Here is an 11,770-nt window from a genome sequence, read left to right as displayed (position 1 = left end):
CGAATGGCCGCCAACGCAGGTTCGTCCTCGTACGATGGTGCGGACGGGTGGAGTGGTGGAACGGGAGGTCGCGATGACTCATGCCTATGTGGTGCGTTTCGTCGGCGGGCCTCTGGACGGCCGGGTGGATTCGCACGCCGAGCCGCAGGCCGAGCCGAAGCCGACGCTGACGCACGTACACCTGCACGGTGGACCGAAGATCGTGCACCACTACGACCTCCAGTACGCGGTCGAGTACGGGTGCGAGTACCGGTTGCGGGGCGCGGAGGAGGCCGAGGGCGAGTAGCCCTCGGCTTTCCGCCAAGACGCACAAACGAAACAAATCGTAGACAGCCGGACACATCGGGTTTACCGTATCGACAATGTGAGAGCGCTCTCACAGTGTGAGTCCCTGTTGCTCCGCTGGAGGTCCCCTGTGCGTTCGACCCGACCACGCCTGGCGGCGTTCGCCGCCGCATTGGCCGCGGCCACCGCGATCACCCTGATACTCCCCCCGGCCGCCAACGCGGTCGCGGTCGGAGCAGGCAGCTACGCCACCGAGCGGCCCGCCGGTGCCGCCGGACCGTCCAACTCCGACGGCGCGCCGGTGACCCCGAAGGTCACCTCGCGCATGGCGGGCCAGGCCGTGCCCACCAACGAGTGGTGGTCCTCGCTGGTGTGGCAGCGCTACGCGGGCAACCCGTACGGCGAGAACCTGTACGCCCACCCGATGTCGTTCCACGCCGCGGCCCAGGGCCTCGGCGTCGGCTACCCGAACACCGCGGCGGTCGTGTCCAACGGCACCGCCTACGAGATGCTGCACCGCGACGACCTGTTCGTCGGCGTCTCCGGGCTCAACGCGCCCGGCGTCTCGGTCGACGGCTGGTCCGACTGGACGGTCAGTCCGCTGTGGACCGCCGGTGGCCGCACCCTGCGCACCACCATCGGCCACGGCCTGCCGTTCGTCTACGCCGAGGCGACCGGCGGCAACGCCCGCGTCGGCTTCAACGCCACCGCCACGGTGTGGAGCAACAACCCCGGCGTCCTCGGGGTGACCGTCAACGGCCACGAGTACGCCCTGTTCTCGCCGTCGAACTGGACCGTCTCCGGCTCCGAGGCCACGTCGGCCGCCGCCTACTTCTCCGTGGCGCTGCTGCCGTCCCGCGACGCGCTGGCCCTGTTCCAGAAGTACGCCTTCTCGTTCGTCACGGACACCAAGGTGTCCTGGTCCTACAACGCGGGCACCGCGCAGTCGTCGGCGACCTACGCGGCGACCACGGTCGCCAAGCAGGGCACGCAGACCGGCACGCTCCAGGCGCTCTACCGCCACCAGTGGCTGAACTCCACCGACGCGGTCACCGCCCACCGCTACACCTCGCCGCGCGGTGAGATGCGGCTGCGCGAGGGCGGCTCGTTCACCACGCGCCAGGCGTTCAGCGGCGTCCTGCCCGCTCTGCCCCTGTCGTCGCAGGCCGACACCACCAGGCTGCGCAACGAGATCGACGCCGAGCTGAACGCCGCCGACCCGTGGAAGGGCGCGACGGACACCTACTGGACGGGCAAGGCGCTCAACCGGCTGTCGAACCTGGCCCGCATCGCGAACCAGATCGGCTACACGGCGGGCCGCGACCGGCTCATCGGCATGGTCCGCGACCGGCTGACCGACTGGCTGACCGCGACCCCCGGTGAGTCGGGCAGGCACTTCGCCTACGACTCGACGTGGGACACGCTGATCGGCTACCCGGCGTCGTTCGGGTCCGACCAGGAGCTGAACGACCACCACTTCCACTACGGCTACTACATCCTGGCCGCGGCGATCGTGGCGCAGCACGACCCGGCGTGGGCGTCGGACGCCCGCTACGGCGGCATGATCAAGATGCTGGTCAAGGACGCCAACAACTACGACCGCTCCGAGAGCCGCTTCCCGTTCCTGCGCACGTTCGACGCGTACGCGGGGCAGAACTGGGCGTCGGGCCACGCTGGCTTCGCGCACGGCAACAACGAGGAGTCCTCCTCGGAGTCGATGATGTTCGCCACCGCCGCCGTCCTGTTCGGCCAGGCGACCGGTGACAACACCCTGCGCGACGCGGGCATCTACCTCTACACGACCCAGCAGGCCGCGATCGGCCAGTACTGGTTCAACAAGGACAACGCGGTCTTCCCGAGCGGCTTCAACCACGGCACGGTCGGCATCGTCTGGGGTGCGGGCGCCACGTACGGCACGTGGTGGACGGCGAACCCGGAGGAGATCCACGGCATCAACATGCTGCCGATCACCGGCGGCTCGCTCTACCACGGCGCGTGGAAGGCCGACATCCTCCAGAACATCGCCGAGATGCGGGCGGCCAACGGCGGGACCGAGGTGGAGTGGAAGGACGTCATCACCGAGTTCCTCGCCATCGCGGACCCGGCGCAGGCGCTGGCCAACTACGGCGGCGGTCTCGAACCGGAGGCCGGTGACTCCAGGGCGCACGCCTACCACTGGATCACGTCGCTGAACACCCACGGCACGCCCGACCACTCGGTCACCGCCAGCGTCCCGACGTACGCGGTGCTGAACAAGAACGGCGCGAAGACCTACGTGGCCTACAACCCCGGCACGACCGCGGCCACGGTGAGCTTCTCCGACGGGCAGTCCCTGTCGGTGCCCGCGTCCTCGACCGCGTGGCGCGGTCCGGCGGGCAGCGGCACCGACTCCGGTGGCGGTGGTGTCGTCCCGACGACCACCACGACGACGACCACCACGACCACCACGACGACGACCACGACCAACCCGCCCGGCAGCCGCAACGCGTTCGCGACCATCCAGGCGGAGTCGTTCGACGGGCAGAGCGGCGTGCTCACCGAGACCACGACCGACAGCGGGGCGGGGCAGAACCTGGCCGGGCTCGGCAACGGCAACTGGGCGCTGTTCCGGGGGGTCGACTTCGGCTCCGCCACCGGGCGGCAGTTCAGCGCACGGGTCGCGAGCGGCGCCGCGGGCGGCGTGAGCGGCCTGGTGGAGGTCCGCGTCGGCAGTCCCACCGGCACCGTGCTCGGCTCGTTCGCCGTCGCCAACACCGGCGGCTGGCAGAGCTGGCGCACCGTGCCCGCGAACATGTCGCCGCTGACCGGCAAGCAGGACGTGTACCTGACCTTCACGAGCGGGCAGCCCGCTGACTTCGTCAACGTCAACTGGTTCTCGTTCGGGCAGTGATCCGCCGCCGCCTCACCGGTTGAGGAGGTAAGCACGACATGCGCAGGAGGTTACGAGGACTGATCGGGGTCACGGCCACGACGATCGCCATCGCGGCGATCGGAGTGGTCGTGACCTACCAGCCCGCGGGAGCGGGACCGAACCACGGCAGCCACCCCGGTGCCGTCGACCAGCAGCAGGCGCGGGCCATCGAGGGCCAGATCGGGATCGCGGGTGCCTCGGAGTTCCGGGTGACCTGCGGCAGCAGCCACCGAGCGGGCGACGACCCGATCGTCTTCCCCGGCCAGTCAGGCGTCTCGCACGTCCACGAGTTCTTCGGCAACCGGTCGACGAACGCGAACTCCACCACCACGTCGCTCAAGGCGGCGACGACGAACTGCAACCCCGCCGCCGACCTGTCGGCGTACTGGGTGCCCACGCTGTACAAGAACGGCCAACCGGTCGCGCCCGAGAGCGTGACCGTGTACTACCAGGGCATCCACGACATGGCGCAGGCCAAGGCGCCGCCGCAGGGCCTGCGGTACGTGGTGGGCAACAGCAAGGCGGCCAGTCCCGCGGAGAACCCGTCCGCGCGCTGGTCGTGCACCACGCAGAGCCCGTCGAGCGGCAACTTCATGAACTGCCCGGCGGGCACCAAACTGGAGACCTACCTGGACTTCCCGACCTGCTGGGACGGCCGGAACCTGGACTCCGCCAACCACCGCGACCACGTCGTGTTCTGGGCCGGAAGCTGCCCGAGCACCCACCCGGTCGTGCTGCCCCGGCTCGAACTGCTGATCACCTACCCGGTGAACGGCGGTGGCCTCTCGCTCGGCGGGACGGTCAACGGGGTCAACACGACGAACGCCCCCGGCTACACGTTCCACGGCGACTTCATGAACGCCTGGGACCCGAACGAGCTCCAGCGCCGGATGACCAACTGCATCAACCCCGGCCGCAAGTGCGGCAACGACGGCAACCCCGCCTAGCGGGAACCGGTGGCGGCCGGTGGGTGCGCGCTCACCCACCGGCCCGCGTCGGGTCCGCCGTCACGGCCGTCCCGCGACGCGGGCGACGACGGGCAGGTGGTCGGAGGCGGTGGTGTCGGGCACCCGCACGTCCAGCACCCGGTAGCCGCGGCTCACGGCCACGTGGTCGAGCCGCTCGGTCGGTGCTCCCGCGGGGTAGGTCGCGGTGCCGCCCGCGTCCACCAGGCGCTCCCACAGCGGTCGCAGTTCCGGCGCGTCCGGCCCGGCGTTCAGGTCGCCCAGCAGGACCTGCCGCGGTCCGCGCATGATCGCCAGCATCTCCCGCACCTGCGTCGCCCTGATCGACGGGTCCGGCCGGAAGTCCAGGTGCGTCACGTACACGCCGACCGGCCCGCCCGGCGCGTCGACGACGGCTTCCGCGAACCCCGGCGCGGGAGCGGGCACCGCCTCGGGGTCCTGTGTGGACAGCCTGGTGATGGGGTGGTTGTGCGTCCGCAGGATCGGGTACCGGCTCAGCACCGCCACGCCGAACTGCCGCCGCGGCTCGCCGGGCAGGTCGTAGACCGGCGCGAAGAAGACCGCCATGCCGAGCGACCGGGCCAGTTCGGCGGCCTCGTCGACGAACCCGCTGCGCTCCGACCAGTGCACGTCGACCTCCTGGAGGCCGACCACGTCGGGCCGCTGCGCCCGGATCGCCTCGGCGACCCTCGGCAGGTCGAACACCCCGTCGGACCCGATGCCCGCGTGGACGTTGAACGTCATCACGGACAGCTCGGTCCGGGGAGCCGCGGCCGACGTGGCGGAGGCTGCGGTCAGGACGGCGGTCAGCACCAGCGCGACTATGCCCATGGCCACGATGCTGCCACTGCGGGCAGGATTCCGGGCATGGAACGCGAACCGATAGTCCAGGTGGGGCTCGTCGTGGCGGCCGTGGCCGTGTCGGCCATCGGGCCCAAGAGCCACGGCACGTGGGCGCTGGAGGTCGCGCCCGTCCTCATCGCGCTGCCGGTCCTGGTGCTCACCCACCGCGGGTTCCCCCTGACGCGGCTCACCCGCTGGCTGATCGTCGGCCACGCGCTCGTGCTGGCGCTCGGCGCCCACCACACCTACGCCGAGGTGCCGGTCGGGTTCCGCGTCCGCGACCTGTTCGAGCTCCAGCGCAACCCCTACGACCGGTTCGCCCACGTGGTCCAGGGCTTCGTGCCCGCCGTCGTCGTCCGCGAACTCCTGCTGCGCCGGACGCCGCTGCGGCCCGGCCGCTGGCTGTTCGCGCTCGTGACCGCGACCTGCCTCGGCGTGAGCGCGGCGTACGAGCTGGTCGAGTGGGCGGGAGCCGTCATCGGGGGCGAATCGGCCGAGGACTTCCTTGGCACGCAAGGGGATGTGTGGGACAGCCAGTGGGACATGCTCCTTGCCCTCCTGGGGGCGCTGGGCGCACAGTTGGCGCTCGGGCGCGTGCACGACCGGCAGCTGTCGCGGATGCCGATGTCAAAACTGTCGGTGCCGTAAGGCAGTCTGCACCCGGACGAGAATTTCAAGATCGTTTTTGGAGGGGCAGATGGCAGAGAGCTCGTTGTCACCGCAGGACGTCGACCACCTGCGCGCGGAGCTCGCCGAGGGGCGCCAGCCCGCTGTCTGGTTCACCTCGGCCGCGGTCGGGGTGGAGGCCGGGCGATCGGCGAAGGTGATCGCGTTCACCGAGCCCGAGGAGGGCGACTTCATCCAGGTGCGTCCGACGGGGGAGCGCGACGAGATCTCCTTCTCCCCGGCGGAGCTCACCACCGAGAAGCCCCCGCGCAAGAAGGCACCGGCGGCGAAGCCTCCGGTGAAGGAGCCGGAACCGCCGAAGCCCGTGGAGATCGGCCACGTCTACACCCCCGCCCCGCCCGCTCCGGTGGAGAAGCCGAAACCGGCGGCGGCACCGGCTCGCGCCGCGTCGTCCGCCCGCAAGCAGGCGAAGCCCGCCGAGGTCACCATCACGCTCACGTCGACCGTCGACGGTGAGTGGGCGGCCGAGGTGCTGGTCGGTGTCAAGCGCACGCTCAGGCAGGCGGCTCTGGCACCGAGCGCGGTGGCGCAGGCCGCGAAGCTGCTGCACCCGGAGGTCGCGTCAGCGGTCGACGCGGTGCTGAACGCGGCCCGCGAAACCCACCTGGCCCGCGTGGAACAGCTGCGCGCCGAACTGGAAGCCGCCCAGAAGGCGCTCGACGAGCTGTCGGGGTGAGCGGACGGCTGATCGGTGAACACGTACTGCGACGTACCAGTGATTAACCAGCCGCGATCGGGTGAGGGGACTTCCCCTCCCCGGCGGTAGGGCGGACGGTGAGGGCGAAATACCTTCGGTGCTGGAGGTCCGCTCGATCACGGGGAGGCCATGATGGCGGTAGAGAGCACGACGGTGGAACAGGTCCAGCTCGGTGGCTGCAACTGCTGCGGCGGATGCACCGGTCCAGGTTGCGGATGTTGTTCGAGCTGTTGACCTGACAGGACAGCGGCCCCGGTCTCCACGACCGGGGCCGCTGCCGCGTCGGGCCCAGAAAACTGTCGGACCCCTTGGGTAGGTTGAGGTTCGGGGGGCGCTCACGACCGGGCGACCCTCGCGTGCGCTCGCTCTTCGGCCCGTGATGGCGGTGGTGCGAGGGCTGTCGCGGGTCTGCGGGGCGGCTGCCCTGCGGGCGGGCGGTCGCCTGCGTGTGGGTGATTTCGTGGGGCGGTTGCCTGCGGGCAGGTGGTTCTTTGGCGGTTGCCTGCGGTGGGTTCTGTGGGGCGGGTGCCCGCGGGCGGTGGGGTGCGGTCGGGTGTGCGAGGCGGCGAGGGGCGGCCCGCCGCGTGACGCGCTGCGGTGGGCCGCTGTGTGCGGCGACCGTGAGCGAGACCTGTGGTGGGAGTGCGGGCGGTGGGCCGGTGAAACGGCCGTCCGACCGGCACCCCGCGGCCACGGCGGCCGTTTTTCCTTCCGCCGCAAGGAGAATAGTGCGGCCCCGGTGGAATCCTCGAACGGTGACTACCGGTGAGCGGCCATCCTCACGCCACCCGTCTGCCGGACCGGACTAGACCAGACCAGACCAGACCGGCCCGGCCCGGAACGGACCAGACCGGCCCGGCCTGGCCTGGCCCGGCCTGGCCTGGACCAGACCGGCTCGGCCGTGCGTCACGGCGGGCAGACGGTCCCGTTCGCGGGCACCTTCGCGTTGACCAGGAAGGCGACCGCCGCCGCCGTCGCGCACTCCGACTGGCCGAGCGCTCCGTGGCCGCCGCCCTGCCAGCCGATGAGCACGCCCGCGGGCAGTGCGCCGACGGCGCGCTCGGTGCCCTGCTGAGGCGTCACCGGGTCGTTGGCGGTGCTCAGCACGAGGATCGGTGGTGAGCCGACCAGCGCGGGCACCTTGACCGGCGGCGGGACCGGGAAGGAGGCGCACAGCAGCAGACGGTGCGCGTACATCGCCCCGAACAGCGGGTGCTTCTCGCGCCAGTCCTGCGTCAGCACGGTCACCCGGTCCGGGGGGATGCGGGTCGCGCTGTCGTTGCAGCCCGTCACGAGGGCGGCGTCGAGCCTCGGCGGGTTCTCGTCGACGTCGGCGACCAGCGGTTCGACGAGCGCGGTCAGGCCCGCGCTGTCGCCCGCCTTGGCGGCGGCGAGGGCGTCGGCGAGCGCGGGCCAGCGCCCGCGGTCGGCGAGCCCGACCAGGACGGCCTGGAGCGCGGTGCCGGGGGTGAGCGAGATGCCGAGCGACCGGCCGGGGCTGGTGCGGAGCTGCTCCAGCAGCGCGGTGAGCTCGGCCTTGGCGTTCGCGCCCAGCGGGCAGCCGCGGATCGCGCAGTCCTTCGCGAACGCGTCGAACGTGGCCTCGGCGGCCACGGACTCGGCCTCCGAGGCGCCGATGGTGTCGAGGGTGGGGTCGGGCGCGCCGTCGAAGACCATGCGGCCGATGCGGGTCGGGAAGCGGCTCGCGTAGAGGGTGAGCACCTTGGAGCCGTCGCCAACGCCGATCGCGTTCAGCGTGCTGGTGCCGAGCAGGTCGCGCAGCTTCTCCAGGTCGGCGGCGGCGCGCCACGAGTCCATCGCGGTCAGCCGGTTCTCCAGGTCGAGCACGCACTCCTGGCTGGCGGTGGTGATGGCGGTCCGCAGTTCGGTGTGGTCGGTCTTGGCCGGGTCGAACTCGACGATGTCGAGCCGGGCGGAGGAGGGGACGCACTGGACGCCGTCGGACTTGCCGGTGCCGCGCCGGTCGACGCCGATGAGCGTGAACGTGCTCAGCACCTCGGGCGGCAGGGACGCGCCGAGCCTGGCGGCCTTGAGCGTGCCGGGTTCGCCGTCGGCGTCGCTGACGACGACGAGCGGGGTCTTGCCGGTGCCGACCTTGAGGACGGCGACGCTGATGCTGCCGCGCCCCGGCCTGCTCGGGGCGTCGAGCACGGACGGCATCCGCGCGCACTGGTAGGTGTTCGAGGACCGGGGTGCCGTGCTGCCGAGCCGGAGGACCGTGGAGTCGGTGCACTCCTGCCAGTTGAGGGTGCCGTCCTTGCCCTCCTCCAGCTCCGGGACGGGCTGCGGGCCGGACGGCGCGGACGCGCTCGTCGGGCCGCTGTCGCCGAGCACGGCGATCACCGGTCGGATGGAGGGGCCCGCGCTGCACGCGCTCAGTGCGGTCATCACCACGAGCGGAAGCAAAAGGGCGGCGTGGCGCCGACGCGGCACTGTGGTTCCTCGCTCTCGACAGGCGGTGACGAAGGCCGGACAGGGCAGAGGGTCGCACGGGCCAGGTGAGACTTCGGTGAGCGCAGCGTTCCCGACCACCGGGCGGGGGAATTCGCGAATCCACTTCGGACAGGCAGGATGGTCGGGTGGTGAGGGCGCAGGCAGGACCGACGTCGGGGCAGCCGCTGGGAGGGTCGGGACCGTTCTCGGCGGCGGTGCGGGTGCTGGGAGCGGTCCCACCGCCCGCGCTGGTGATGCTGTCGATCATCAGCATCCAGGTCGGCGCCGCCATCGCGAAGCAGCTCTTCACGATCGCGGGCCCGTCGGGCACGGTGACGCTGCGGCTGGTGTTCGCCGCCGCCGTGCTCGTGCTGGTCTGGCGGCCGTCGCCGCGGATCACCCGCCGGATGCTGGCCACCGTCGTCTCCTACGGCGTGGTGCTCGGGGCGATGAACGTGGCCTTCTACCTCGCGATCGAACGGATCCCGCTCGGCGCGGCCGTGACGATCGAGTTCCTCGGCCCGCTGGGGGTCGCGGTGGTCGGGTCGCGGCGGTGGGTCGACGGGCTGTGGGCGCTGCTGGCCGCGGGCGGCGTGCTGCTGCTGACCCGCGCCGACGGCGGCCTCGAACTGACCGGTGTGCTGTTCGCGCTGCTCGCGGGCCTGTGCTGGGCGGGGTACATCCTGCTGACGGCCGCGCTGGGCAGCCAGTCCTCCGACGGGCAGGGGCTCGCGCTGGCGATGGTGTGCGGCGGGCTGGTCGTGCTGCCGTTCGGCATCGCCGACGCGGGCACGTCGCTGTTCCACCCGATCGTGCTGATCTCCGGTCTCGGCGTGGCGCTGCTGTCGTCGGTGGTGCCGTACTCGCTGGAGCTGGAGGCGCTGCGCACGATCCCGCCGAGCGTGTTCGGCATCCTGATGAGCCTGGAACCCGCGATGGCCGCCCTCACCGGTCTGGTGGTGCTCGGCGAGGCGCTCCACCCGGTCCAGTGGGTGGCCGTGTGCCTGGTGGTGCTCGCCTCCGTCGGCGCCACCCGCACCGCTAGGCGGGTTTGACCTCGCCGCGCAGCACCGACTCCACGTCGTAGCGCGCGGGCTGTTCGAGCTGGTCGTAGCGGCACGAGTCGGCCTCGCGGTCCGGCCGCCACCGGGTGAACTGGCCGTTGTGCCGCAGCCGCGCCGGGTGGGCGCCCTCGGTCTGCGTGTAGGAGATCTCCAGCACGCGCTCGGGCCGCAGCGCGACCCACGACGCGTGCTGGCCGCGCCACCGGTTGATCGCGCCGGGCAGCCTGCGGCCGTCCTCGGCGTCCGGCCCGAGCCACGGGTGGTCGGCCTCGGTGATCAGGTCGCGCAGCTCCTCGGCCAGCTCCCGGCGGCGCTCGGCCCTGAACGACCCGACGACCCCGACGTGGTGCAGCACACCCGCGTCGTCGTGCAGGCCGAGCAGCAGCGACCCGACGGCCGTGCCGGGGTCGGTGTCCTTGTGCCAGCGCAGCCCGGCGACCACGCAGTCGGCCGAACGGGCGTGCTTGACCTTGATCATCGAACGCTTGCCCGGCGTGTACTCCGAGGTCGCGGGCTTGCCGATCACGCCGTCCAGTCCGGCGCCCTCGAACAGCTCGAACCACTGCGCCGCCAGCTCCACGTCCGTGGTCGCCGGGGTCAGGTAGAGCCCGTCACCCGGTGTGAGCAGCCCCAGCAGCGCCTCCCGGCGGTCGACGCACGGCCGTTCCAGCAGCACGTCGTCACCGAGCGCGAGCAGGTCGAACGCCACGTAGGCCGCGGGTGTCGACTCGGACAGCAGCGCGACCCGGCTGGCCGCCGGGTGGATGCGCTCGGCGAGCGCGTCGAAGTCGAGCCGGTCGCCCTTCGCGACCACCAGTTCGCCGTCGAGCACGACCCGCTCGGGCAGCGTTCGCCCCAGCGCCTCGACGACCTCGGGGAAGTACCTGTTCAGGGGCTTCCCGCTGCGCGACTGGAGGGTCACCTCGTCGCCGTCGCGGAAGACCAGGCAGCGGAAGCCGTCCCACTTCGGCTCGAACAGCAGGTCCTTGCCGGTCGGGATCTCGTCCACGGCGGTCGCGAGCATGGGCTGCAACGGCGGGGTCAGCGGTAGCGGCACCGGGCCATCCTGCCTCTTCGGGCTGGTCAGCGCACGCGCCGGTACCGCAGCAGCAGCGCGGACCCGTGGTGGAGGGCCGAGACGAGGGTCATGTCCCGCGGCGGCACCGCCGGTCCGTGCGCGATCCGACCAGCCCCGCCGCCCACGAGCTTCGGCGCGATCGTGACGCACAGCTCGTCCACCAGGTCCGCGGCGATCAGCGACCCGAACAGCGCAGGACCGCCCTCGCAGTCCACCCGGCGCAGCCCGCGCTCGTCCAGCGCGCGCAGCGCCGCCACCAGGTCCACCTCGGTCCCGCCCGCCACGACGACGTCCGCGCCCGCCGCGACCAGCGCTTCCCGGCGTTCGGCCGAGGCGGACGACGTGGTCAGGACGATCAGCGGCACCGAGGTGTCGGTCACCAGCGGGGAGTCGGGGTCGATCGAGGCGCGGGCGCTCACCACGGCGATCGGCGGGACCGGGGCCCGGCCGAGCCTGGCCCGGCGCTCGGCGCGCACCTCTCCCGCCCGGACGCCCCGGTAGCCCTCGGCCTTGGCGGTGCCCGCGCCGACCAGCACCACGTCGGCCAGGTCGCGGCCGAGCATGAACACCTTCTTGTCCGCCGGGTTGCCGAGCGCGGCGGACCGTCCGTCCACCGCGACCGCGCCGTCCACACTGGACACGAAGTTCACCTGCACCCACGGGCGGTCCAGGTCGGAGGGGTAGTCGTAGGCCCGCTCCAGGTCGGCGTCGGTGATCTCGCCGTCGTGCGGGGGCAGGAGGGTGCGCATGGAGTTCATCCCAACACACCCTGGGGTCGCGGCCGTC

Annotated in this window: 10 protein-coding genes; 6 read left to right on the top strand and 4 right to left on the bottom strand. The window is 72.0% G+C overall.

Annotated features, from left to right (window positions below):
* Positions 1 to 73: 73 nt before the first annotated feature.
* The 3 genes from AC156L_RS07715 (at position 74) to AC156L_RS07705 (ending at position 4,143) form a co-directional block, all read left to right on the top strand.
* Complete coding sequence (locus AC156L_RS07715) at positions 74 to 286, top strand: hypothetical protein (protein ID WP_330875432.1); 213 nt, start codon at positions 74 to 76, stop codon at positions 284 to 286.
* A 129-nt stretch (positions 287 to 415) separates the two neighbouring features.
* A complete protein-coding gene (locus AC156L_RS07710; RefSeq protein ID WP_330875433.1) occupies positions 416 to 3,175 on the top strand; it encodes a glycosyl hydrolase in 2,760 nt (919 codons plus the stop codon).
* A gap of 38 nt (positions 3,176 to 3,213) precedes the next feature.
* Positions 3,214 to 4,143 (top strand): DUF1996 domain-containing protein, encoded by a 930-nt coding sequence (locus tag AC156L_RS07705; RefSeq protein WP_330875434.1) that lies wholly within the window; start codon positions 3,214 to 3,216, stop codon positions 4,141 to 4,143.
* 60 nt (positions 4,144 to 4,203) lie between these two features.
* On the opposite strand, the gene AC156L_RS07700 is transcribed toward AC156L_RS07705, so the two are convergent.
* A complete protein-coding gene (locus AC156L_RS07700) occupies positions 4,204 to 4,992 on the bottom strand; it encodes an endonuclease/exonuclease/phosphatase family protein (RefSeq protein ID WP_330875435.1) in 789 nt (262 codons plus the stop codon).
* A gap of 36 nt (positions 4,993 to 5,028) precedes the next feature.
* Between AC156L_RS07700 and AC156L_RS07695 the strand changes: the two genes are divergently transcribed.
* Together AC156L_RS07695 and AC156L_RS07690 are read left to right on the top strand one after the other, a co-directional pair.
* On the top strand, positions 5,029 to 5,652 hold the full coding sequence (locus tag AC156L_RS07695) for a DUF2238 domain-containing protein (protein WP_330875436.1): 624 nt from the start codon (positions 5,029 to 5,031) through the stop codon (positions 5,650 to 5,652).
* Positions 5,653 to 5,701: 49 nt separating this feature from the next.
* Complete coding sequence (locus AC156L_RS07690; protein ID WP_330875437.1) at positions 5,702 to 6,367, top strand: DUF6319 family protein; 666 nt, start codon at positions 5,702 to 5,704, stop codon at positions 6,365 to 6,367.
* A gap of 927 nt (positions 6,368 to 7,294) precedes the next feature.
* Here AC156L_RS07690 and AC156L_RS07685 read toward each other — a convergent pair.
* Entirely contained in the window at positions 7,295 to 8,797 is a 1,503-nt protein-coding gene (locus AC156L_RS07685) for an alpha/beta hydrolase (protein ID WP_330875438.1), read from the bottom strand.
* 191 nt (positions 8,798 to 8,988) lie between these two features.
* On the opposite strand from AC156L_RS07685, the gene AC156L_RS07680 reads away from it, so the two are divergent.
* Positions 8,989 to 9,897 carry an EamA family transporter gene (locus AC156L_RS07680; protein WP_414719848.1) on the top strand — a complete coding sequence of 303 codons (909 nt, stop codon included), beginning with the start codon at positions 8,989 to 8,991 and terminating at the stop codon, positions 9,895 to 9,897.
* Here the strand turns inward: AC156L_RS07680 and AC156L_RS07675 are convergent.
* Positions 9,884 to 10,963, bottom strand: coding sequence for an ATP-dependent DNA ligase (locus AC156L_RS07675; protein WP_330875440.1), 1,080 nt, complete (start codon positions 10,961 to 10,963; stop codon positions 9,884 to 9,886). The genes AC156L_RS07680 and AC156L_RS07675 overlap by 14 nt on opposite strands.
* Before the next feature lie 26 nt (positions 10,964 to 10,989).
* A complete protein-coding gene (locus AC156L_RS07670) occupies positions 10,990 to 11,733 on the bottom strand; it encodes a pyrimidine reductase family protein (RefSeq protein ID WP_414719850.1) in 744 nt (247 codons plus the stop codon).
* Positions 11,734 to 11,770: the final 37 nt, after the last annotated feature.

Source organism: Umezawaea sp. (assembly GCF_057122925.1).
The sequence above is the reverse complement of the archived record's forward strand: the minus strand, read 5'-3'. Positions and strand labels throughout refer to the sequence as shown.

Excerpts from the sequence above, each read along its gene's own strand:
- AC156L_RS07695 (WP_330875436.1), top strand. The coding sequence starts at position 5,029 with ATGGAACGCGAACCGATAGTCCAGGTGGGGCTCGTCGTGGCGGCCGTG.
- AC156L_RS07700 (WP_330875435.1), bottom strand. The coding sequence starts at position 4,992 with ATGGGCATAGTCGCGCTGGTGCTGACCGCCGTCCTGACCGCAGCCTCC.
- AC156L_RS07670 (WP_414719850.1), bottom strand. The coding sequence starts at position 11,733 with ATGCGCACCCTCCTGCCCCCGCACGACGGCGAGATCACCGACGCCGAC.
- AC156L_RS07705 (WP_330875434.1), top strand. The coding sequence starts at position 3,214 with ATGCGCAGGAGGTTACGAGGACTGATCGGGGTCACGGCCACGACGATC.
- AC156L_RS07690 (WP_330875437.1), top strand. The coding sequence starts at position 5,702 with ATGGCAGAGAGCTCGTTGTCACCGCAGGACGTCGACCACCTGCGCGCG.
- AC156L_RS07715 (WP_330875432.1), top strand. The coding sequence starts at position 74 with ATGACTCATGCCTATGTGGTGCGTTTCGTCGGCGGGCCTCTGGACGGC.
- AC156L_RS07685 (WP_330875438.1), bottom strand. The coding sequence starts at position 8,797 with ATGACCGCACTGAGCGCGTGCAGCGCGGGCCCCTCCATCCGACCGGTG.